The organism is Fulvivirga sediminis (genome assembly GCF_016757215.1).
GTDB lineage: Bacteria > Bacteroidota > Bacteroidia > Cytophagales > Cyclobacteriaceae > Fulvivirga > Fulvivirga sediminis.
This window is the reverse complement of the sequence record NZ_JAESIY010000009.1, coordinates 35,544-59,936: the sequence shown is the minus strand read 5'-3', so window position 1 is coordinate 59,936 and position 24,393 is coordinate 35,544. Positions and strand designations below refer to the sequence as shown.

Annotated in this window: 19 protein-coding genes; 12 read left to right on the top strand and 7 right to left on the bottom strand. The window is 37.8% G+C overall.

Translation table 11 applies throughout. The annotated features are described in order from the left end of the window. From JL102_RS16385 to glmM, 3 genes are read right to left on the bottom strand one after another with little or no spacing between them, the layout of a single operon-like run. Window positions 1-939 carry a polysaccharide deacetylase family protein gene (locus JL102_RS16385; protein ID WP_202245523.1) on the bottom strand — a complete coding sequence of 313 codons (939 nt, stop codon included), beginning with the start codon at window positions 937-939 and terminating at the stop codon, window positions 1-3. An 11-nt stretch (window positions 940-950) separates the two neighbouring features. After that, the gene (locus JL102_RS16380; RefSeq protein WP_202245522.1) at window positions 951-2,093 is read right to left on the bottom strand and encodes a cysteine desulfurase family protein; all 1,143 of its coding nucleotides are present in this window, start codon (window positions 2,091-2,093) and stop codon (window positions 951-953) included. Window positions 2,094-2,100: 7 nt separating this feature from the next. Beyond that, entirely contained in the window at window positions 2,101-3,492 is a 1,392-nt protein-coding gene (gene glmM / locus JL102_RS16375; RefSeq protein WP_202245521.1) for a phosphoglucosamine mutase, read from the bottom strand. A 158-nt stretch (window positions 3,493-3,650) separates the two neighbouring features. Between glmM and JL102_RS16370 the strand changes: the two genes are divergently transcribed. After that, the gene (locus tag JL102_RS16370; RefSeq protein WP_202245520.1) at window positions 3,651-4,616 is read left to right on the top strand and encodes a calcium/sodium antiporter; all 966 of its coding nucleotides are present in this window, start codon (window positions 3,651-3,653) and stop codon (window positions 4,614-4,616) included. Here JL102_RS16370 and JL102_RS16365 read toward each other — a convergent pair. Continuing rightward, window positions 4,613-4,840: a hypothetical protein gene (locus tag JL102_RS16365; protein WP_202245519.1), complete on the bottom strand. Its 228-nt coding sequence runs from the start codon at window positions 4,838-4,840 to the stop codon at window positions 4,613-4,615. The two genes, JL102_RS16370 and JL102_RS16365, sit on opposite strands and share 4 nt — an antisense overlap. Window positions 4,841-4,931: 91 nt before the next feature. Between JL102_RS16365 and mazG the strand changes: the two genes are divergently transcribed. The 5 genes from mazG to JL102_RS16340 all read left to right on the top strand — a co-directional run bounded on the left by mazG (window position 4,932) and on the right by JL102_RS16340 (window position 12,360). Continuing rightward, the gene (mazG, locus tag JL102_RS16360) at window positions 4,932-5,750 is read left to right on the top strand and encodes a nucleoside triphosphate pyrophosphohydrolase (protein WP_202245518.1); all 819 of its coding nucleotides are present in this window, start codon (window positions 4,932-4,934) and stop codon (window positions 5,748-5,750) included. 208 nt (window positions 5,751-5,958) lie between these two features. Further along, window positions 5,959-7,506 (top strand): glycine--tRNA ligase, encoded by a 1,548-nt coding sequence (locus JL102_RS16355; protein WP_202245517.1) that lies wholly within the window; start codon window positions 5,959-5,961, stop codon window positions 7,504-7,506. Then, window positions 7,507-8,319, top strand: coding sequence for a zinc-dependent peptidase (locus JL102_RS16350; protein ID WP_237390631.1), 813 nt, complete (start codon window positions 7,507-7,509; stop codon window positions 8,317-8,319). Between the two features lie 457 nt (window positions 8,320-8,776). Further along, entirely contained in the window at window positions 8,777-11,242 is a 2,466-nt protein-coding gene (locus tag JL102_RS16345) for a TonB-dependent receptor (protein WP_202245516.1), read from the top strand. Next, window positions 11,242-12,360 carry a PepSY-associated TM helix domain-containing protein gene (locus JL102_RS16340; RefSeq protein WP_202245515.1) on the top strand — a complete coding sequence of 373 codons (1,119 nt, stop codon included), beginning with the start codon at window positions 11,242-11,244 and terminating at the stop codon, window positions 12,358-12,360. The genes JL102_RS16345 and JL102_RS16340 overlap by 1 nt, the downstream gene beginning before the upstream one ends. An 89-nt stretch (window positions 12,361-12,449) precedes the next feature. Here JL102_RS16340 and JL102_RS16335 read toward each other — a convergent pair whose 3' ends face one another. Next, window positions 12,450-13,232: an SDR family oxidoreductase gene (locus JL102_RS16335; RefSeq protein ID WP_237390630.1), complete on the bottom strand. Its 783-nt coding sequence runs from the start codon at window positions 13,230-13,232 to the stop codon at window positions 12,450-12,452. A 365-nt stretch (window positions 13,233-13,597) separates the two neighbouring features. Between JL102_RS16335 and JL102_RS16330 the strand changes: the two genes are divergently transcribed. The 6 genes from JL102_RS16330 to JL102_RS16305 all read left to right on the top strand — a co-directional run bounded on the left by JL102_RS16330 (window position 13,598) and on the right by JL102_RS16305 (window position 23,240). Beyond that, window positions 13,598-14,320, top strand: a complete 723-nt coding sequence (locus tag JL102_RS16330; RefSeq protein ID WP_202245514.1) for a ferritin-like domain-containing protein — start codon at window positions 13,598-13,600, stop codon at window positions 14,318-14,320. Window positions 14,321-14,362: 42 nt separating this feature from the next. Next, a complete protein-coding gene (locus JL102_RS16325; RefSeq protein WP_202245513.1) occupies window positions 14,363-15,184 on the top strand; it encodes a ferritin-like domain-containing protein in 822 nt (273 codons plus the stop codon). Between the two features lie 160 nt (window positions 15,185-15,344). After that, window positions 15,345-16,682 (top strand): deoxyguanosinetriphosphate triphosphohydrolase, encoded by a 1,338-nt coding sequence (locus JL102_RS16320; RefSeq protein WP_202245512.1) that lies wholly within the window; start codon window positions 15,345-15,347, stop codon window positions 16,680-16,682. Window positions 16,683-16,832: 150 nt separating this feature from the next. Next, window positions 16,833-19,265 carry an efflux RND transporter permease subunit gene (locus tag JL102_RS16315; protein WP_202245511.1) on the top strand — a complete coding sequence of 811 codons (2,433 nt, stop codon included), beginning with the start codon at window positions 16,833-16,835 and terminating at the stop codon, window positions 19,263-19,265. A 22-nt stretch (window positions 19,266-19,287) separates the two neighbouring features. Beyond that, complete coding sequence (gene ileS, locus JL102_RS16310; protein ID WP_202245510.1) at window positions 19,288-22,587, top strand: isoleucine--tRNA ligase; 3,300 nt, start codon at window positions 19,288-19,290, stop codon at window positions 22,585-22,587. Beyond that, window positions 22,587-23,240, top strand: coding sequence for a lipoprotein signal peptidase (locus JL102_RS16305; RefSeq protein ID WP_202245509.1), 654 nt, complete (start codon window positions 22,587-22,589; stop codon window positions 23,238-23,240). The genes ileS and JL102_RS16305 overlap by 1 nt, the downstream gene beginning before the upstream one ends. Here JL102_RS16305 and JL102_RS16300 read toward each other — a convergent pair whose 3' ends face one another. Both JL102_RS16300 and pnuC read right to left on the bottom strand, forming a co-directional pair. Beyond that, window positions 23,241-23,753 (bottom strand): AAA family ATPase, encoded by a 513-nt coding sequence (locus tag JL102_RS16300; protein WP_202245508.1) that lies wholly within the window; start codon window positions 23,751-23,753, stop codon window positions 23,241-23,243. Continuing rightward, entirely contained in the window at window positions 23,750-24,391 is a 642-nt protein-coding gene (pnuC, locus tag JL102_RS16295; RefSeq protein ID WP_202245507.1) for a nicotinamide riboside transporter PnuC, read from the bottom strand. The genes JL102_RS16300 and pnuC overlap by 4 nt, the downstream gene beginning before the upstream one ends. Window positions 24,392-24,393 lie beyond the last annotated feature (2 nt).

Sequence of the window (24,393 nt, the reverse complement as noted above, 5' to 3'; positions counted from 1 at the left end):
TTATTCGGAGATGCCTGAATACTCCTGAATGAAATCAGGACAAAGGGGCTCTCCTTCATAAAATTTTTTGGGCTGTTTCTGAGTAATGGCCCAGCGCTGTAGCCAGCTAATGCCCCATCCGGCTACTACATCATCTTCAGAGTTGTAGGCGGGATCTTTCAGAGCCTCTTCTAATGATACAAATTGGTATCCTTCTTTTTGTATGGCTTCCAGCAGTTCGTTCAGGTGTTCTGCATTCAGCAGGTTGTCATGCACCAGCAGTATTTGTGAAATATTACGGTCGAATAGAGTATGGCTGCTGTTTTCATAATATCTGATCTTACTAATCATATAGCTGACATAGCTATTGGCTATGCTGTCTTTCATTACATCATCATCAGCGTCAAAGGCTTTTTTATAGGCAGCAGCATATATCCACTCTGAGTTATCCAGTGTTACCGGAGCCTCCACCATATTATGATCTTTTAAGTAATCTTCAAGGGCTTTTACTTTTTCGGCAGTGTTACCTCTGTGTAAAAAGGGGTGTCTGAAATATTTAACCTTTGCTGGCTTTATTAATTGACTGGTGATGAGCTGGCCTTTCTCTATTTCTTCAAAAAACTGCTCTTCTGTAACCTTATTATAATCGACGTGGCTATAAGTGTGGTTGCCTAGCTCCAGTTTATTATCGACCCAAATTTTCAAAAATTCTACTTCGGTAGAATCCAGTTGATTGTTTTTATAAAGATGAGTTTCGTTAACAAAGCCAATGGCAGGCACCTGATATTTGACACAAGTCTTTACTATCTCTGTATTGACATACCTGATCAGCTCAGGATCTTTGCCTACAGACATATTGGTAAGGTCATCAATAGTGACGGCCATTTTCTTTTGGGCACTGACAGAGGAAAATAGGCCAAGCAGCATTAAAAAAGTGTATAAAATTTTATTATGCTGCATGTCTTTAACTTTTAAGCCTCTACTTTATTATAAAATTCAGCTAATTTCTCTACCGTAAAATCTATCTCTTCAGCTGTATTGTATTTACTGAAAGAAAATCTAACAGCACCTCTTTCCGGATCTGCATTGATGCCTCCCAAAACATGTGATCCTGTAGACGCACCACTTGAGCACGCACTACCGCCAGAGGCTGAGATGCCGTTGATATCTAACGTAAATAATAGCATATCATTGTCTGGAGATGGAGGTAATGACACGTTGAGAACGGTATAGAGACTTTTATCAGGATTGTCAGAATCACCATTGAATGATATCCCTTCAATACTATTTTTTAACTTAGCAATCATTCTGTCCTTCAGGCCTTGGATATGATTTTGATGACTTTCCATTTCCTGATAAGCTATTTCAAGTGCTTTAGCTAAGCCAATAATTCCAGGTACGTTTTCAGTTCCGCCTCGCATGTTACGTTCTTGTGCTCCTCCGTAAATGAAAGGGTTGATCTTAGTGTTTTTATTGATGTACATGAAACCAATGCCTTTTGGGCCATGAAATTTATGAGCTGCACCGGTAATGCAATGCACATTAAGGTCTCTTAAATTATGTTGGTAATGACCTACTGTTTGTACCGTATCAGAATGAAATATGGCTTTATACTGAGCACACACAACCCCGATTTCATCAATGTCATTAAGATTTCCAATTTCATTATTAGCATGCATGATAGATACCAAAGACCTTTCATTTTCTTTAAGTAGTTTTTCCAGGTCTTGCATATCTACATGACCTTTTTCATCTAGTGCTACATAGCTAAGTTTAATCTTTCCTTGTTGCTCCAAGTTCTCCAGGGTGTGTAATACCGCGTGGTGTTCTATTTTTGTAGTGATAGCATGCGATAGATTATAAGTGTCTATACAAGAGCAGATAAGGGTATTATCTGCTTCTGTACCGCCAGAAGTGAAAAATATTTCACCAGGAGTTACATTTAATAATTGTGCTACCTGCTTTCTCGCAAATTCAATGGCTGACCTTACTTTTCTGCCATGGGCATGAGTGGATGAGGGATTACCAAAATCACTTAAAAAGTAAGGTTTCATAGCTTCGAATACATCCGGGTCTACTGGCGTGGTAGCTGCATTATCTAAATAAATATTCATTACTTTATTATGCTTGAGTAGTAATAATTTCTCTGATGTCAGAAATAATCTTGTTGGCCAAGTATTCTGCGGTGGCCTCTGAGTCTGACTCTGAATAAATTCTAATAATTGGTTCGGTATTAGATTTTCTTAAATGAACCCATTCATTTTCAAATTCTATTTTTACTCCATCAATAGTGTTTACCTTTTCTTTAGCATATTTCTTTTGTATTTGCTCTAAAATAGCATCTACATTAATATGAGGGGTTAACTCTATTTTATTTTTAGAAATATGATAGTTTGGAAACGACGCTCTTATGCGTGATGCATGCAAGTCCGTTTTAGCCATATAAGTAAGGAATAAGGCAATACCTACCAGAGCATCTCTACCATAGTGCAGTTCAGGGTAAATAATACCTCCATTACCTTCACCCCCTATAATCGCATTAGTTTTTTTCATTTCTGTAACCACATTCACTTCACCTACAGCGGAAGCACTGTATTGGCCTCCTCTTTTCTCAGTCACTTTTCTCAGCGCCATGGTAGAGGAAAGGTTAGAAACTGTATTGCCAGGTGTTTGTGATAAGATATAATCAGAAATAGCTACTAAGGTATATTCTTCCCCGAAAGGAGTACCATCTTCTTGGATTAGAGCTAGCCTGTCTACATCAGGGTCTACTACTATTCCTAAGTCAAAACGGCCTTTCTCTACTTCTGAACATATATGTGTAATGTTCTCTGGCAGCGGCTCAGGATTATGAGGGAAATGACCATTCGGCTCACAATAGAATTTTTTGATATTATTTACTCCCAGAGCTTCTAATAATTTTGGCACTGCTGTGCCTCCGGTAGAGTTTACACAGTCAATAGCTACGCTAAAGTTTTTAGAGGCTATAGCATCAGCATCTACTAGAGGAAGAGCCAGTATTTTTTCAATATGCTTGTCAAAATAAGTGTCATCCTTTTTATATGAGCCTAGTTCTAATACTTCTGCAAAATTGAATTTATCTTTTTCTGCTATGCTAAGCACTTCAGCACCGTCCTCGGCAGATATGAATTCTCCTGAGGCATTAAGAAGTTTTAAGGCGTTCCATTGGATAGGGTTGTGGCTGGCGGTAAGTATGATGCCACCAGCAGCATTTTCTTCAGGCACTGCTATTTCTACCGTAGGGGTAGTAGAGAGACCTAAGTCAACCACATCCATTCCTAGGCTAATCAAAGTGTTGGCTACCAAGCCACTCACCATCTCGCCAGAGATCCGGGCGTCTCGTCCTATTACAATTTTCTTACTATTACTTTTTGCTTGTGCCCATGTTCCAAAGGCAGCAGCAAACTTCACTATATCTAAAGGAGTAAGGCCTTGACCAGATTTACCTCCTATAGTTCCTCGTATTCCAGAAATTGATTTGATTAACGTCACAGTAATTTTTTATTTTTACCCAGCACAAATTTATGAATTTTTAAAGGCTTAATGTGTTGAAATAGCACAAACATTCTTTAAAAAAAAATATCAAAATCCGGTGACTTTAACGGCTTATTTCGTCTAAATTGTCTATTGTCTAAATCAATTTTAAATATATGATCACCTATTTTCTGTTTGCTATAGGGTTTGTACTTCTGATAAAAGGTGCTGATTATTTAGTTATCGGCGCTTCTAGCATTGCTAAACGTTTTAAAATCTCAGAAATGATTATTGGGCTTACGATTGTTTCTTTTGGTACGTCTTTGCCCGAATTATTAGTGAACCTATCGGCTAGCTTTAGAGGTAGTTCTGAAATAGCTATAGGCAACATATTTGGAAGTAACATAGCCAATATACTTCTTATTTTGGGGGTTAGTGCTGTAATTAGGCCGTTGCCTATTACTAAGAACATTTATTTTTCGGAGATACCTTTCTCATTAATAGCTACACTGCTTGTAGGTTTTCTCGCCAATGCAGCTTTGTTTTCTGACAGCAGATTATTAACGCTTAGCAGACTCGATGGGATTATTTTGCTGGTTTTTTTCTCCTTATTTATGGGGTATATATACGTAGTACACCTCTCTAATCAGAGTAAGCAAGATGTAATGATTAATACAGAGGAAATATTGAGTGTAAAAAAAACCACTATATACGTTTTTGGAGGGCTAATTGCGCTATATTTTGGCGGAGAATGGGTAGTGGAGGGATCCATCAAAATAGCGGAGCAATTTGGCTTAAGTGAGACTTTTATTGGGCTGACTGTGATTGCGATTGGTACATCATTACCGGAGCTTTTTACTTCAGCGGTAGCTGCATATAGGAATAATACAGATATTGCTGTAGGTAATGTAGTGGGTTCTAATATCTTTAATTTACTGTGGATTTTAGGTATAAGTGCCGTCATAAGGCCACTGCCTTTTGATGTAGCCAGTAATACAGATATTGTAATGATAATTATAGCCAGCGCACTGTTACTTTTTGCTGTAGCCGTAGGCCGCGGAGCGAAAATAGTACGCTGGGAAGGTATGCTCTTTATGGTAGTATATATTGGTTATATCTACTACTTGGTGCAAAGAGGTTAATAATTAGACATTACTTTGTTTACTTCAGAATCAGGGTTGCCACAGGTTTCTCCTTCTTCCATTTTCTTCCCGCAAAAGCCGCAGGTAGCACCTTCTTTGTTTAGAAAGGGGCTCTGAGAAGCACATGTACCTTTAAACTGTCCGTTTTTTATGAATATTAACCTTACAGACATCAGTCCGAAAAATAAGGCTATAAGTCCGATTCCCAATAATAAAGTGGTCATGATTATCTATTTTTGCTCAAATTTAGCTATTCACCTTAGAAACGTAAGCATATTGGTTAAAGTTTCTTAAACCCGATTTTGTAAGTATAATATGAAAGAAATTAAGAAGACCCCAGATTTAAATAGAAAGGCTAAACTAGAAGCTTTTGATAGATTACTTACGATAATGGATGAGCTCCGAGAAAATTGTCCTTGGGATATGAAGCAGACCTTGGAATCTTTGCGCCACCTTACCATAGAGGAGACGTATGAACTCAGTGATGCTATACTGGAAGGAGATTTGGAAGAGGTTAAAAAGGAGTTGGGTGATCTTATGTTGCATAATATTTTCTATGCCAAAATAGCGTCGGAGCAAAAGGAATTTGATGTAGCGGATGTGCTTAATAGTGTTTGTGATAAGCTGATAGGTCGACACCCCCATATCTATGGGGATGTAGATGCAGAAGATGAAAAGGCGGTTAAGGAAAATTGGGAAAAAATAAAGCTTCAGGAAAAGGGTAATAAAAAGAAATCCGTTTTGGGAGGTGTTCCTAAGTCATTACCTGCATTAGTGAAAGCCATGCGTATTCAAGAGAAAGCCAGAGGAGTAGGTTTCGATTGGGAAGAGCCTAAGCAGGTTTGGGATAAAGTAGAAGAAGAAATGCAGGAGTTTCATGCTGAGTTTAACCCGGAGGAGGGAGAGGTAGATCAAGCTAAAGCGCAGGAGGAATTTGGAGACCTTCTTTTTTCACTTATCAATTATGCTCGCTTTGTGAATATTAATCCAGAAGAGGCACTGGAGAGAACGAATAAGAAATTTATTAAACGTTTTCAGTATATAGAAAGTGAGTCTGCTAAGGATGGCAAGAGCATTACGGAAATGAGCCTGGAAGAAATGGATGAATATTGGGTGAAAGCTAAGAAGCTCTAATATCCTTTTTTTATAGATGACGACATTCACTTTTAAGACCTTTTGAAGTACAACAATTGATTGTTTTTAGGTTTTTCAATGCTTAAATAGTGGCTTGGATTCTTATTTATTAATGGAATCATGAAATTTATATCACTATTATGCTCTCAGCACATTAGTAACATGCAATAAGTTATAGCATAAAGATCATTTTATTATCTTTGCGCCCATGGCGAATCTAGATGAAAACCTTTTGAAAAAAATAGTAGCTCATGCCAAAGAGTATGGGTTTGTTTTTCCTTCGAGTGAAATATATGATGGCTTAGGCGCTGCTTATGACTATGGTCAGAACGGTGTGGAGCTAAAAAATAATATTAAAAGCTACTGGTGGAAGGCCATGGTGCAAATGAATGAAAATATTGTAGGCCTAGATGCTTCTATTTTCATGCACCCTACTACCTGGAAAGCTTCCGGTCACGTAGATGCTTTCAATGATCCTATGATTGATAATAAGGATTCGAAAAAAAGATATCGTGCGGATGTTTTGATTGAGGAGCATATAGCTAAAATCGAAGCCAAAATTGATAAAGAAGTAACTAAAGCCGCTAAACGCTTTGGAGATGATTTCGATAAGGAGCAGTTCGTTTCTACTAATCCAAGGGTTGTTAAGTATAATGAGCAAATCGATGAGATAAATGCTAAACTTAAGGCTGGTATGGAGAGTGGTGAACTTAATCAGTTAAAAGACTTAATAGAGGAATTAGGAATAGCTGACCCTATTTCTGGCTCTAAAAACTGGACTGACGTTCGTCAGTTTAACCTCATGTTTGCTACAGAGTTAGGTTCTTTGGCTGAAGGAGCTAATAAAATATACTTAAGACCAGAAACGGCACAAGGAATTTTTGTAAACTTTCTTAATGTGCAGAAAACTGGGCGTATGAAAATACCTTTTGGTATTGCTCAGATCGGAAAAGCCTTTAGGAATGAAATTATTGCTCGCCAGTTCATTTTTAGAATGAGGGAGTTTGAGCAGATGGAGATGCAGTTCTTCGTGAAGCCAGGAGAAGAAATGGGGTGGTATGAAAACTGGAAAGAAAAGAGAATTCAATGGCACAAGTCATTAGGCCTTGGTGAAGATTATTATCGTTTCCATGATCATTTGAATTTAGCTCACTATGCTAATGCTGCCTGTGATATTGAGTTTAACTTCCCTATGGGTTTCAAAGAATTAGAAGGTATTCATAGCCGTACAGATTTTGATTTAAAAGCCCATGAAGAGCATTCTGGTAAAAAATTGCAGTTCTTCGATCCTCAGGAAAATAAGAGCTATGTTCCTTATGTAATTGAAACCTCTATAGGACTTGACCGTATGTTCTTGGCCTTACTTTCTGCAGCTTATACAGAAGAGACGCTTGAAGACGGTAGTGAAAGAGTGGTATTAAAAATACCTGCTCCATTGGCTCCTTCTAAAGTAGCGGTACTTCCTTTGCTTAAGAAAGATGGTTTACCTGAAAAAGCCAGAGAGATAATAGATGAACTAAAGTATGACTTCACCTGCCAGTATGATGAAAAAGATGCTATCGGAAGAAGGTATAGAAGACAGGATGCTGTAGGTACCCCTTATTGTATTACTGTAGATCATCAGACGTTAGAAGATAATACCGTAACCTTAAGAGATAGAGATACTGCCAAGCAGGAGAGAATAGCTATTGCTGAGCTGAAGGCTAGAGTGGAGGATTTGGTGTCATTAACTAGTCTCCTCAAAAAAATAAAGTAATTGAATTTTATAGTAATTGCCCCAGTAGTAATATTACTGCTGGGCATTTTTTATGGTATCTACTCTGTGGCTCATGATATATTTGAGTATATCTACAGACATAGCAGGCAGTTTGTAAAGAGGCGTATGACTCTTGCTCCACAGCATGAGTTTATTCTTTCAAAGTATTCAGCTTATTATAATTTACTTTCAGAATCTGATAAGATGCACTTTAGAAAGAGGGTGCAATCTTTTATGTACAGCAAAACCTTTTTGCCCAGGGTTTTTAAGTCGGTTACAGATGAAATGAAGGTCCTTATCTCTGCTTCGGCAGTTCAACTTACTTTTGGCCTGTCACCTATTTATTTAGCCTATTTTGATCGTATTTTAATCTATCCAGATTCTTATTATTCCCGAATCACTCGCATGTATCATGTGGGGGAGGTTAACCCTAGAATGGGTATTATAGTTCTTTCTTGGAAGGCCTTTGTAGATGGCTATGCTGATATGAGGGATTCTTTTAATGTAGGCATTCATGAAATGGCCCACGCCATACATTTCGAAAACAGGATTAAGAATGAAGAATATGACTTTCTGGACAGAAGAGCTTTATATGATCTTCAGAAAATAACGGCACGAGAACTACCTAAGCTAAGAGCGGGAGAGCCACACTTTCTTAGAAGTTATGCGGGTACTAACGAGCATGAGTTCTTTGCGGTGTCACTAGAGTATTTTTTTGAAAGTCCAGCTTTATTTAGACAAGTTTTACCGGATTTATATGATACGTTGGTGAGATTGTTGAATCAGGATCCATCTCTTTTATATCAAAATTAGAGTCACTGATAATTATATCCGCGATTTTCAATAAGCACTCTTTGTTATTTAAGCTTGTTATTGTCTCAGCGGTATTTATCTACACACCCATGATCTTTAAAAATATTTGCACTTAACGAGGAGTAAATTATCGAATTATTCTAGAATTAGGTACATGTGAACTATTAGTCTATTAGCTGAAATTAAATTGACTAAGTAATTGATCATCAAGTGAATGCTGTAAGAGAAGCTTCTGTTGAAGGGTATAGATGATTGATCGATTGGCAGACATGAATAAAGGATTTTCGGATGGTCTTAGTGGTATTATAGGTTTCAATGCTAGATAGGCAAGTCCATTAATGGTGTGGATTAGACCTAGGCAGCGATAAGAAAAGCGGAATATTATGCATTAATTATAATTTGTAATTAGTCTAAATAAATTTAGATTTGTGGCTTTATTAAATAAAACTTACTTGCCATGCGATTTCTATGCTTTTTCCTCCTTTTGGTCTGTGCTACTTATGGGTGGGCTCAAACTAATAGTGCTTTAACGGGAAAGATTACAGACCAGAATAATCATCCTTTATACTATGTGAATATTTATCTTCAAGATCTTGATAAAGGGGCTTACTCTGATAGCAAGGGAGCTTACTCTATTCCTTATGTGCCGGCCGGAGACTACGAAGTTGTTTTTAGTGCAGTTGGTTATAAAACCCAAACTCATCAAGTTCATTTTACAGGTAGAGAGCCGGTAATTATTGATATTGCACTGGAAGAAGATGTTACTGAACTACAAAATGTGGAAATAATTGGTCGTAAGGAAAGCTCTTACCAAAACAGTAGGTCCTTTTTAGGTACTAAAACAGAAATTCCTTTAGAATATCTTCCTCAGGCCGTGTCTTATGCCACTAAGGAACTTATTGCAGATCAGGGAGTGATGAGGTTAGGAGATATTGTTAAAAATTTCAGTGGTGTTAATCAAAATACTTTTTATGATGATATCATTATAAGGGGTTTTAGAATAAACGGAAGTCAAAACACTCAGTTATTGAACGGTATGCGTACTTCTACAGGCTTTTGGAAGCAGCCATTAGTGAATTATCTTGAAAGAGTAGAGGTGCTGAAAGGACCAGCTTCTGCTATCTCTGGAAATGCCTCTCCAGGAGGAGTAATTAACAGAGTAACTAAAAAGCCGTTGGATGTACAAAGAAATTCTGTTTCTGTCAGTACCGGAAGCTTTAAAAATATGAGGGTACTTGGTGACTTCACTGGCCCGCTGAATGATAATAAAACTCTTCTTTATCGATTAAACGTAGGTTATGAAGATGCTGATAGTTATCGAGATCTTCAGTTTGATAAAAATATTGTTATCGCTCCTTCTATATCATTTATTCCTTCAGAAAAAACACAGTTCAATTTTGATTTGATTTATAATAATTCAAAAAGTAGATTAGATAGAGGGCAGTCAGCTTTTAAAGATGATTTGTATAGTACTTCTAACTCATTATCTCTGAGCTCCGCTAATGATTACCTTAATGAGGAGTCTTATATTATGACTCTTTCTATGAACCATGAACTTACAGATCATTTATCATGGTCTGCTTCTTATGTTCGTACAGGGTATTTTGAAGATTTGATGGAACACCGAAGTGCTAATGATTATGCTATAGATGGTGATGGAAACGATATTGTAGACCAAGTAGCTTTAAGAGTGTTTAAAAGAAATAGGAAAAGATTTATAGATAATCTATCTACTTATTTCACCGCTAAGGCCAGTACTGGCCCTATAGAGCATAATATTACATGGGGGTATGATTATGCACAGGAGGAGGTACCTGCTGGAGCTTCTCAGCTTGAGGCCAATGGCTATCTTTCTGCTGACGGCAATTCGGTACTCCAAATAAATAATAATACCGATGCAGGTAAAGCGGCTTTTCTTAAAAACAAAGATGCCTATATGCTTGATAGTGAAGGAAACCCTGTTCCTAATGTAGCTCACTTTGACCTGTCGGACCCATTGAACTCTCAGCAGATGAAGGATGAGTCGAAGTATATTTACAATAAGGTGCGCTCTTATGGGCCAAATCTATACTATGTGCACGGTGTTTATCTACAGGATCAGCTTACTTGGAAAAAGTTTAGAGCGCTTATTGGCTTACGTTATGATAATTATACTAACGTGCTTAATATGGATCAGGCCGATGAAGATAATGTGCATCAGGATGCCATTTTACCCAGATTTGGACTTACTTATGAGTTAACTAAAAATGTTAATTTGTACGGTACATACGTAGAAGGATATGAGCCACAGGCTGCCGCCAATATGGATCCGCTGAACGGAGGACCTTTTGATCCGCTAACCAGTCACATGGTTGAGTTTGGAGCAAAAACTAACTGGTTTAATCATAATCTGTCAGCCACACTGGCTGTGTATAGAATAGATCAGCAAAATACGCTATATCCAGTGCCTAATTCTGATTTATTGCAACCCATAGGCGAGGAGGTTTCAAGAGGAATAGAAGTAGATATAACCGGTAAGATATTGCCTAATTGGAGTGTGAATGCTGGTTATGCCTATAATAAAGCGGAGATAACTCAAGATGCAGAAGGCAATGAAACCAATATCCAAAAGCCAAACACACCTCATCATCAAGGTAACTTATGGACAAGGTATAACTTTACCAAGGGAGCTCTACAAAATTTGGGTGTAGGATTGGGATCTAATTTTATGACAGACCGTAACTTGCAGCAGAATACTAGTCAGCAGGTGCCGGGCTATACAGTTTTTGATGCAGCAGTATATTATAAAATAAATAATTGCACGCTACAGTTTAATCTGAATAACCTTACCGATAAAACATACTGGGTTGGAGGATATGATTATTTGAGGTTATACCCGGGAACGCCTAGGAACTGGTTGCTTACGTTCAGCTATAATTTTTAATGAGCAAAACGAAAAAACTTATTCGGCAAATACATTTGTGGTTAGGCTTAGTGATAAGCCTACCACTTATTATAGTAGCTATTACTGGAGCAATACTCGTCTTTGAAAGAGAGTTAGCGCCAGTAGCTGCTCCTATGCTTTACACTAATCATTCTTCTCCTGAAAAAGATTTTTACCCCGTTGATGACATAATAAAAAGAGTCAATAGTCAGGCTCAGAATCAGGTGATTCAAAGAATTTATCTAGAGGCTGATAGCAGTAGGAGTGTACTCGTTCAAACTGCTGATTTAGATGGAGTTAGGCATGTATATGCCGTTGATAGATACACTGGAGAAATTCAGACAAAAGGTGTGCTGAACAAACAATTTTTTAGAGTGGTGTTGGGCCTACATAGATTTTTATTGGTAGGAGAAGTAGGAAAGATGATAACAGGCTTATCCTGTTTTGGGTTTGTGATCATCATTATTTCGGGGCTGATACTTTGGGTGCCCAAAAAAATAAAAAATGCTAAGCAAAGGCTCAAGATTAAATGGACGGCTTCGTCTAAAAGGCTCAACTGGGATTTGCATGTGGTGCCAGGCTTTTATGCCGCATTGTTTGCTCTTGCTCTTGCGCTTACGGGCTTAGTTTGGTCCTATAAATGGTATGAGGGAATTATTTATTATGCTACAGATGGTAAACCAAAACCTTCACTAAGGCAGGAAAATGAATCTACAACTGGAAGTTTTGGCAATTTCTCTATGGATAAACTTTTACATCAGGTTAATCAGACGTTTCCGTTTAATGGAGATATAAGAATAAATATTGGGGATACTTTAAACAATGAGAGCATCATGGTGCAGAAAGTGAATCTGGAAAGTTTAATCCCTAATCAAGGCAGCTTTGTATATTTTGATGGAAGAAATGGAGAGAAGATTAAAACAGTGCCTTATGATCAGCTTACTACAGGAACCAAGGTAAGGAGATTAGTCTACCCTATACATACAGGTAGTATCTTTGGCTTGCCAACCAAAATTATGGCTTTTATTACATGTCTCATTATGGCTTCTTCTCCTATTACGGGCTTCTTTATTTGGAGAGGACGAAAAAAGAAGAAAGGCAAAAGGGAGCTAAAATGAGAGAAGCCTGAAGTTGTATTTCGATTATTCATAATTGCTATAAAGGCCTTGTAAATAGAGGCCTTTATAGGTTAACTAATTATGGAGCTTTATGCATTGCCATACATGTTAGACTCACCCCCATCAATAGCTATAACTTGCCCACTCACATAGCCATTGTCCTTGCTTATGAGAAAAGCCACCACTTTAGCTACGTCTTCTGGTTGTCCTAATCGACGAGTAGGGTTATTGCTGGCATATTCTTTCTCTGCCGCTGCAGGATCTTCAGGGTTTACCTGCTTAAAAGCTTCTGCTACCATTGGCGTTAAAATAGCACCAGGTGCAATAGCATTAGTGAGTATTCCGTATTGGCCATACTCCAGAGCTGCATTTTTGGTCATACCAGCTACCGCGTGTTTACTTGCCACATATGGAGTTTGATTAAGAACTCCCCTTATTCCTCCTACAGAAGCTACATTTACTATACGCCCGTAATTTTGTTTTTGCATTTGAGGAATCACATAACGTAAGCCGTAATATACCCCCATCAAATTTATGTCTATTACCTTTTTAAAAACGTCAAGGTCATAATCAGTGATAGAAGCTTGTTTTCCTTCAATTCCTGCGTTGTTATAAAAACCGTCTATCTTCCCAAATTTGTCGATGGTCTTATTTACATAATTTTTTACAGCTTCTTCATTAGAAACATCAGCTACAATAGATAGTATTTCAATGGAAGGGTATTGCTCTTTTAAGGATTTAACTTGAGCATTCAGCGCCTCTTCATTGTAATCTACTAGTACTAAAGATGCTCCTTTTGCAGCCAGTTCTTTTGCGGTGGCTAATCCTAGCCCCATAGCTGCTCCTGTAATTATTACTACGTTATCTTTCATATCAACTATTTTGAACGTTTGTTTTAATGGTTAAACTTTAAAATAGAAAGAGGGTTACATACAACTTAAAAATATGTTCAGCGGTAGTTCGTATAAACCATAATAAATACTGACTATCTCTATGATTTTTTAGGATAAATTTATAACTTATTTAAGTCGGCTGACCCTTATACCCTGAGTGCATTGGTTCATATATTTATTATGTATGGCCTAAGACCACCTTTGCTTAATAATCCATTGGCATCAGAGTAGTTATTGAAACACGAATGCTTTAGCAGGACCTTTTTGAATAAATCAGGTTTTTAAAACCTGATTTCTATCTAATAATCACAGTTAATTTAAAATTTCACTTAATACTAATTACTATGAAGAAGATTGATGTGTACCCTAAATACAATAGGGATAGGAGAAGTTTTTTGAAAGCAGGAGGGGCAGGGCTGGCTGCAGCAGGATTTTTACTAACTGGCTGTTCTGATGATGATGATGGCGGCACTCCTAATCCTAATCCAGACCCTGATCCAGATCCTGAGGTTTTTGATTTGGGGTCTGGAGACTTGGCCGTTTTAAATTATGCTTACGCTCTGGAACAATTGGAGGCTGATTTTTACGCTAAAGTTTATAATTCTTTTTATGCTGGCATAACTACACAGGAGCAAAGTATTTTAACAGATATTTATTATCACGAGGTAATTCATAGAAATTTTTTCAAGGCCGCGATTTCAGGAGTAGCTTCTGAAAGTCAAATCTTGCCTGCTTTGGAGTTTGATTATGGTGATCTTGATTTTAATGATAGAAGTGCAGTATTGGCTACAGCTAAAGCACTTGAAGATACGGGAGTAGGTGCTTATAATGGTGCAGGAAATCTGCTAAAAACGCCAGAGTATTTATTGCTTGCAGGTAAGATAGTGTCAGTTGAGGCTCGCCATGCTGCTGCCATACGTAGCCTTATAAATCCTGATTCCAAAGACTTTGCAGGAGATGACATTATAGATTCTTCAGGTTTGGATACAGCTAAGTTACCCTCTGAAATTATACCTATAGCAGCTGATTTTATTACTACAGCGTTTACAGCTAATAACCTTCCTTAAAGCTTCCTGTATTGTATTTTTCTAAATTTAACTTCAATCATTATGAATATTATAAAATTACTACAGCATTTCACAAGTGCTAATTTAAATAACATGCCTGAAGGTGCTATGTCAAGGAATCAGGCGTTTGCACATTTGGCCAATATAGGTAAAGGTATAGCCATGGCTGCAGCGCCGTTTGGTGCGGTAGCCATAGCCTCTTCAAAATCGCATGCAAGAACCATGGAAACTCCTACAGAAGCGTTACAGCTAGCTTTAACTTTAGAGTATCTGGAGGCAGAATACTACCAGATGGGGCTAGACTCTGGGGTTATACCTACAGGCGGAAGAGAAGAAAAAGTCTTTATGCAAATTTCCAAACATGAATCAGCACATGTGACTTTTTTAAAAGCAGGTTTAGGAGAAAACTCTATAGATAAACCTGCCTTTGATTTTACGGCAGGAGGGGAGTTTGACCCTTTTAATGATGATCCTAATATAAGTGAAGCTGTTTCATATGCACAGTTTTTGGCATTGGCTCAAGCATTTGAAGATACCGGAGTACGTGCTTACAAAGGGCAGGCTGCAAACCTGATGGATGCGCCTGACTTGCTAAAAGCGGCATTGCAAATACATTCGGTGGAAGCTAGGCATGCTTCTGAAGTGAGAAGAATCAGAGGTTTAAAAGGCTGGATAGTGCAAGATAACAGAGGAGACGGCATTCCGGAGGCTGCGCAGCCAGTATATAATGGCGAAGATGCTATCATGCAAGCAGGATTCAATACTGCTACTGACTTTGGTGCTGACGCTGGTACAGAAGCTTATGATGAACCTCTTACCGGTACTGAAGCTAACAATATTGCCAATCTTTTTATAGTCACTTGAAATAAAAATAATGTCCTTAATCATGGGGTTGTGTCGAAAAAAGATGCAGCCCTTTTTTGTTAACGGCATAAAATCAGGCTTTGAAAAGTGAAAAATAAGGCTAAAGTTTATCCATTAATCAAATTGGCTTACCTTAGCTGCTTTTAAAAATAAAAGTTCAATGAACTGGGAACAGTTACTATCTAATCAAAGACTAGGAGATAAGCCAAAGGAGCATGCTGTGAGTAGAAGTGCTTTTGAGCAGGATTATGACCGTATCATTTTTTCGCATCCTTTCAGAAGGTTGCAGGATAAGACGCAGGTGCACCCTCTTCCTGAATATGATTTTGTACATACCAGGCTTACTCATAGCCTTGAGGTAAGTAGTGTGGGGCGGTCTTTAGGGAAAATAGTAGGACAAACAATACTTGAAAGAAACCAGCAGCTTGGATCAAAATTTTCTTTTCATGATTTTGGGGCCATTGTGGCTGCGGCTTCTTTAGCGCATGATATTGGCAATCCTCCATTTGGGCATTCTGGTGAAGATGCAATTTCTGAGTTTTTTAAATTTCATACTGCAGGCAGGCTTTTCAAGGATCATGTTAGTGATTGGGAATGGGAGGATCTTACTCATTTTGAAGGCAATGCTCAGGGGTTTAGAATATTAAATAAAAAGCAATATCAAGGCCTTAAGCTCACTTGTGCTACACTCGCTGCTTTCAGCAAATACCCACGTAAGTCACTATTGCCTGATGTGGATAAGAGTAGAAGGAGCCAAAAGAAATATGGCTTTTTTCAATCAGAGAAAGATGTATTTGGGATAATTGCCGATAATGTAGGCTTGATTAAAAGAGCAGATATGGTCTGGGGGCGTCATCCGCTAACCTTTTTAGTGGAGGCTGCTGACGATATATGCTACCAGCTGATAGACCTTGAAGATGGTTGCCGACTAGGGCTTGTATCTTATGAAGATACAGTAGAGCTGTTTGCTGGTATTCTTAAGGATAAATTAAATAGAACTAAGCTGAAATCTATTTCTAGTATTGATGAACGAATAGGTACTTTAAGAGCTATGTCGATAGGCTGTTTAATAGAAGAGTGCCGTAGTTTGTTTCTTGATAATGAGACCGAAATACTTAGTGGAGATTTTGATGTAGCTCTGGCTGATTCTATTTTGTCTGCACCAGTTTTGAATGAAATTTCTAATATTTCTATATCAAAAATATACCGATCCAGAAAGGTAATGGAAACAGAAACCGCTGGTTTTGATGTACTGCCAGGGCTTATGGAAACTTTTACACAGGCGATTTGCGAGCAGGATCTTGGCAAAGAAGCTTCAAAAAAAGCCAAGGCTACTTACCGTCTGTTACCTCCTGAAATAAGAAATGATCTGGAAAATGAATGTGGCTCAGTATATGAAAAGCTGATGAGCTGCATAGATTTTATCTCAGGAATGACAGATACTTATGCTATTTCATTGTATAGAAAAATAAAGGGCATTTCTTTGCCACACTCTTAACCATTTTTATTGAATAAAATGAAACATGAATTGGTGAAATGGGTTAAGCTTGTAGCGCGTATATACAAACCTCTTTGGTTTTTCCAACATGAATGGAATAAAATTATACTTTAAAATCAAATTCATTACCTTTGTGCCTCTTAAATAAGCATGTGGACTAAACTTTCCCATATAATCATTAAATACCGGTTTTGGCTGGTATTAGTTTTAGTAGCTATAACAGCATTCATGGGCTATCACGCCAAGGATGTTGAGATGAGTTATGACTTCGCGAAAACGGTACCTTCTGATGACCCTGACATGGTGGTTTTTCAGAATTTTAAAAAGCAATTTGGAGAAGATGGAAATCTTGTGGCTGTTGGCCTTAAAGATAGCTCTATTTATGAACCTGAGAACTTTGAAAAATTCAGAGAGCTATGTTTGGATATAAGTAAATTTGAAGGGGTTAATAATGTGATTTCTCTTCCGCTGATTCAGCGTCTGGAAAAAGATACTGTAGGAAAGAAGTTCGATTTGGAGTACATTTTTAAAAGTGCTCCTAAAACTCGTGTTGAGTTTGATAGCCTATTTCAGCAGGCTATGGATCAGAAATTTTATAGTGGGCGCTTGGTAAATAAGACCAATGGTGCTACTCTAATGCTTATTTCTATAAAGAAGGAAGTACTAAACTCTTCTAAAAGGCAAGGCTTAACTCAGGAGATTATAGATGTAGGAAGTAAGTTTGAAGAAGATACTCACATACAATTACACTATGCTGGTCTTCCTTTTGTTCGCTCTGTAGTAGCAGGAAAAGTAAGTAGAGAAATGAAGCTATTCCTTTATTTGTCTATTGCAGTTACCGCATTTATTTTATTCTTATTTTTCAGAACCTGGGATGCCGTAGTTTTCCCTATGACCATTATAGCCATTATAGTAGTATGGGTATTAGGTACCTTGGGCTTATTTGGATATAAGATCACATTACTTACCGGACTAATTCCTCCCGTGATTGTCGTAATAGGTATACCCAACTGTGTCTACCTTATTAATAAGTATCATCAGGAATTTGAAAAGCATGGCAATAAATTCAAGGCAGTAAGTACAGTCGTCAGAAAAATTGGTTTGGTTACACTGATTACCAATTTTACAACGGCTATTGGATTTTTAGTATTAGCTACTACCGATATCGTTATTCTTAAAGAGTTTGGTATAGTAGCAGGGATCAATATTATGGCCACATTTATAGTAAGTATCATACTTATTCCGGCCGTGTTTAGCTGGCTACCACCTCCTAAAAATAAGCAGCTGAAACATCTTAAGTTTAAAGGAATAGACAAGGTGTTAACGCTGATGGACTTGCTCATTCATAGGCATAGAAGTTATATTTATGGCGCTACCATTATTCTCATTATAGTTTCTGTATATGGTACTTTAAAGATCAGAGCAGTTTCTTATATGGTAGATGACTTGCCAGAGCATAGCGAAGTAATCAGAGATTTGGCCTTTTTTGAAAATAATTTTAGTGGGGTAATGCCGCTGGAAATAGTAGTAGATACCCATAAAAGAAGAGGGGTTATCGATGTTGGTAATCTTAGAAAGATAGAGCGATTTGAAAAATTTTTAGCTTCTAACAAAGATATTTCTGAGCCAGTATCATTAGTGAGTTTTGTGAAAGCAGCTAAACAGGCTTATTATAATAATAACCCTGCTAGGTACAGCCTACCAGATAGAAGAGAAAGGAATTATATCTTACGCTATATGAAAGGGCAGGATGATACCAGCGGCTTGTTTAATTCTTTTGTAGATTCTACACTGCAAAAAATGCGAATATCATTGCAGGTAGCAGATATTGGTTCTCACAAAATGGATTCACTCATCTCTAATGTTATTGAGCCTGAGATTGATTCTGTTTTTACTGGGTCTGACATAACATTAGATATTACAGGAACTACTCCTCTGTTTATTAAAGGGAATAACTTCCTTATTCATAATCTCAGAACCAGCCTTATTTTAGCATTTGTGATTATTGCTATTATTATGGCTATACTGTTTGTAAACTTTAGAATGATAGTCATTTCATTACTGCCTAACCTTATACCTCTGATTATTACAGCAGGAATTATGGGCTATGCAGGTATTCCTCTGAAGCCGAGTACAGCGCTTATCTTTAGTATTGTATTTGGTATTTCAGTAGATGACTCCATTCACTTTTTGGCCAAGTATAGGCAGGAACTTTTCGCTAATAGGTTTTTTGTGCCTATGGCAGTAAGTAAAAGCCTGAGAGAAACAGGAGCTAGTATGATGTATACCTCTATTATTCTGTTTGCAGGTTTTGTGATATTTGCCTGGTCAGATTTTGGAGGAACAGTGGCATTGGGTATTCTTACTTCAGTAACTCTGTTAATAGCCATGTTTACCAATTTAATATTATTGCCGTCTTTACTCATGACCTTTGATGATGGTAAGAGAAATAAAGATGCGCATCCACTAATAGAACAGTATGATGATGGCTTCTATCAGGAAGATGAAGACGAGGAAATAGATCTCGACCTCATTAAGGTAGAAGAGAATAACAATAACTCATCAAAAGAAATTAACTCGTAAATTTTAAACTAAAGGAGCAACGGTGAAGTATAAAGAGTATAAAGGGCTCAATTATGCCGAAGTAGCTGATAACATCCTCAAGTATTGGCAGGATAATAAAATTTTTGAAAAGTCTGTAGATAGCAGAGAAGGAAATGAAACCTTCACTTTCTACGAAGGACCTCCATCAGCTAATGGTACTCCTGGTATTCACCATGTGATGGCCAGAGCGGTAAAAGATATATTTTGTCGCTATAAAACTTTGAAGGGTTTTCAGGTAAAAAGAAAAGGCGGGTGGGATACTCACGGTCTTCCTGTAGAACTTCAGGTAGAGAAAGAGCTAGGCATCACTAAAGAGGATATTGGTAAAAAGATATCAGTAGAAGAGTACAATCAAAAATGCCGTGAAACAGTAATGCGCTTTAAAAACGAGTGGGATGACCTTACTCGTAAAATGGGCTACTGGGTAGACCTTGATGATCCTTATGTTACTTTTAACAAGGATTACATGGAAACTTTATGGTATTTGCTGAAGCAGTTATATGACAAAGGCTTGTTGTATAAAGGGTATACCATACAGCCGTTTTCTCCTGCCGCAGGTACAGGCCTTAGCTCGCATGAGCTCAACCAACCTGGTACTTATAGAGATGTAAAGGATACTACCGTTACCGCCCAGTTTAAAATTAAAGGAGAAGAAAATACTTACCTCCTCGCTTGGACTACCACTCCCTGGACGCTACCGGCTAATACGGCTTTGGCAGTAGGGGAGAATATCAATTATGTAAAGGTGAAAACTTTTAACCCTTACACTTTTGATGAAGCTTATGTAATCTTGGCTAAAGATCGTGTAGCAGCTTACTTTAACAACAAAGCAGCTGACCTTAAATTAGAAGATTATAATGCAGGGGATAAACTTATCCCTTATGAAATAGTAGCCGAATATAAAGGGAAAGACCTTGTGGGACAGGAATATGAGCAGTTACTGCCATATGTAGAGCCTGATGGTCCGGCCTTTAAAGTTATACCTGGTGATTATGTTACCACTGCTGATGGTACTGGTATAGTACACATCTCACCTACCTTTGGTGCTGATGACCAGAGAGTGGCCAAACAAGCCGGTATAGGAGCTATTTTGGTTAAAGATGAAGAAGGGAATCTCGGGCCGATAGTAGACCGACAAGGTCGCTATGTGAAAGAGATGGGAGAATTTGCTGGCATGTATGTGAAAAATGAATACTATGCCGATGGTGAAGCTCCTGAGAAATCTTTGGATGTACTTATAGGCATTAAGCTAAAAGAAGAAAATAAGGCTTTCAACGTAGTAAAATACGAGCACTCTTACCCTCACTGTTGGAGAACGGATAAACCCGTGCTTTACTATCCGCTAGATTCATGGTTCATAAAAACAACGGCCATGAAAGACAAGCTGGTGGAGCTAAATAAAACCATCAACTGGAAGCCAGCTTCTACCGGATCAGGAAGGTTTGGTAACTGGTTGGAAAATTTGGTGGATTGGAACTTATCAAGGTCACGCTTCTGGGGTACTCCACTTCCTATTTGGGTATCTGATGATCGTAGCGAAGAGAAATGCATCGGTACGATAGAGGAGTTGAAAGCTGAGGTAGAAAAGTCTGTGGCAGCAGGTTTTATGACTGAGAATATCGGTGATGATCTTGATTTGCACAGACCGTATGTAGATGATATCATTTTAGTGAGTGATAGTGGTCAGAAAATGTTCCGTGAGCCTGATCTTATAGATGTGTGGTTTGATTCTGGAGCTATGCCTTATGCGCAGTGGCACTATCCTTTTGAGAATAAAGAAATATTTGATGCTAATTATCCGGCTGATTTCATAGCTGAAGGAGTAGACCAGACCAGAGGTTGGTTCTTTACACTTCATGCTATTGCGGTGATGCTGTATGGAAAAGTGGCTTTCAAAAATGTAATAGCTAATGGACTTGTTTTAGATAAAAATGGCAACAAGATGTCTAAGAGATTAGGCAACGCTGTAGATCCATTTAAAACATTGGCAGAGCATGGTCCTGATGCTACCCGTTGGTACATGATCTCTAATGCAAATCCTTGGGATAACCTGAAATTCAATATAGATGGCGTAGTGGAGGTGCAAAGAAGGTTCTTTGGCACGTTGCAAAACACTTACTCTTTCTTTGCTTTATATGCTAACCTTGATGGTTTTGACTTCAAAGATGGAGAAGTAAATGCCTCTGATAGAACTGAGAGTGACAGGTGGGTTTTGTCTAAACTAAACAGTTTAATTAAGAAAGTAGATGAAGCTTATAATGAGTATGAACCTACCAGAGCAGCCAGACTAATTCAAGATTTCACGATAGATGACTTGAGTAACTGGTATGTAAGGCTCAATAGGAAACGTTTCTGGAGGGGTGAATTTAATGCCGATAAAAAGGCCGCTTATCAGACTTTATACACTTGCCTGCTTACTATTGCTAAGCTAGGATCTCCTGTAGCTCCTTTTTATATGGAGCAATTGTATCAGGATCTAAATGCTGTAACTGGTTTAGATGTGGCAGAATCGGTACACCTTACTGATTTTCCTGTTGCTGATGATAGCATCATAGATATTGATCTTGAGCAAAGAATGGATTTGGCGCAGAATGTATCTTCATTGGTACACTCTTTAAGAAAGAAACATAAGATAAAAGTGCGTCAGCCTTTATCAAAAATATTACTTCCTGTAATAAATGATACTTTTAAGAGACAAGTGTCAGCAGTAGAGGAGCTTATTCTTTCTGAGGTAAATATAAAAGCCATCGAATTTGTAGATGATGAGTCTGGTGTATTGGTGAAAAGAGTGAAGCCTAATTTTAGCAAGCTGGGTAAGGAGCATGGTAAGAAAATGAAAGCCATAGCAGCTCAGATCAATCAATTCAAACCAGAAGATATTGTCGCGCTAGAATCTGATAATAATAAGGTGATAGACGTGGAAGGAGAAGAAATAGCCTTAACTCTTGAAGATGTTGAAATCACGTATCAGGATATCCCTGGTTGGTCAGTAGCTAGTGAAGGTAGACTTACTGTAGCCCTTGATATTACTATTTCTGATGAATTGAAGAAGGAAGGTATTGCTAGAGATTTAGTAAATAGGGTTCAGAATCTGAGGAAGGATATGGGCCTTGAGGTGCAGGATAAAATAAAAATCAATATTGAGAAAAATACTGATTTAGTGAATGCGGCTTTAGAGGCTAACAGAGAGTATATCTGTAATGAAACACAGGCCTTGTCTTTAGATATTATAGAAAGCCTGAGTGATGGTAGTGAACTAGAAATGGATGAGCATAAACTTAAGGTAAAAATAGAAGCATAATGAAGTTGTACAAATATTACCTGTTAGCTTTAGGAGTAATAGCTCTAGATCAAACAGTGAAATTACTTGTCCATTTTAATATGGAAATGGGTACAGCAGGTGAAATTAATGTTATTGGAGACTGGTTCAAACTCCATTATCTTCTTAATCCGGGTATGGCTTTCGGTCTTAAGTCTAGTCATTATTACGGAAAATTGCTATTAACCTTATTTAGGCTGGGGGCCATGGTAGGTATAGGTTACTATATTTACTATTTGTATAAGAAGGGAGCTAAAACAGGACTTCTATGGTGCATGGGGCTTATCCTGGGCGGTGCTGTGGGTAATGTTATTGACAGTACATTTTATGGAGTATTTTTGAATAATGCTCCTATTGGTTCTCCTACTCCTTGGTTCCATGGTCAAGTAATAGATATGTTATTTTTCCCACTCTTTGACGGATACTATCCAGATTGGATGCCTGGGGTGGGAGGTAATTATTTCCTTTTCTTTAGTCCGGTGTTTAATATAGCCGATTCTTCAATATTTATTGGAGTAGTCTGTATTCTGTTGTTTCAAAAGAGATTTTTGAAGAATAAACAAAATACCACCACCATTACAGAAGATGATTCTGCTGAAAAGGAGACAAAGCCTGATAATGTAATTATATCATAATCACAAAATACTATTAATAGCCTGGCTAGCTTTAGCCAGGCGTTCATCTGCACCGCCATTAATTTCTACATAGGGCAATTCAAAATATTCTAATTCCTTTTTGAAAAGGTCGTAAAAATATTGTCTTAAGTGAGGGTTTTCCCGTTGAGGGTCATCTTCCCACGGAATGTCAATATAGGTGAGCAAATAGAGATCATATCGGTTTTCTTTAATGCCTTTAATAATTTCATGAGGACAAACACCGTATTTATGTTCAGCCCATATTTTTATTACTATGAGCTCGGTGTCACAAATGAGTAGATTGTTTTGAGCCTTTTGGGCCATGGCTTTTTCAGCATTGAGTTGGCCTTGAGCTATAGTAATTAGATCATCTTTTTCATAATCCCTATCAAGATTATCTATGTACGTGCGAGCATATTCCGGTACCCATACGGTCTGGTATTGTTTCGCTAAAAGCGAAGAGAGCGTACTTTTCCCTGTTGATTCAGGCCCAGTAATTACTACTTTTTTCATACGCTTTGTGCCTCCATGCTTTTTTTCCAAGCCAAATAACCGGAAATGGCCAGGCCTATGTATATGCAATACAATAATGCATACAGTTGAATGCCTTTATAAAAATAGATGGCTGTACATAGTACATCTACCACGAACCAATAATACCAGTTATCTATTCTTTTTATAGTAGTAAGCCACATACCAGCCAAACTCAGAATGGTAGTGGTGCTATCCCAATAGGGTAAGCTGGCATCAGTATATTTAGTGAGGAGATATCCGCAAATAATTATACCTATAGCACAGGCAATGCTGGTATATATCATGGTTGAGGTTGAACTGTGGGTGATGGGTACTTCTTTTTCGCCTTCCTTTTTACCGTGTATCCAATACCACCAGCCATAGATATTGAGCACAAGATAGAATATATTCAGGCCGAAGTCCATATACAATTTTTGCTCCCAGAAAATGACAAAAGAGACTGCTACGTATAGAATGCCACAGGGCCAGGTCCAAATATTCTCTTTAACTAGAAATATTACGGCGAGTAGTCCGAATATTAAACCAGCTCCTTCGTATGGATCAATATTATATAAATAGTTGAGAGCATCTTGCATAATTGTTAGGCAAATATATCTTTTAATAATTATTTTGTACATTC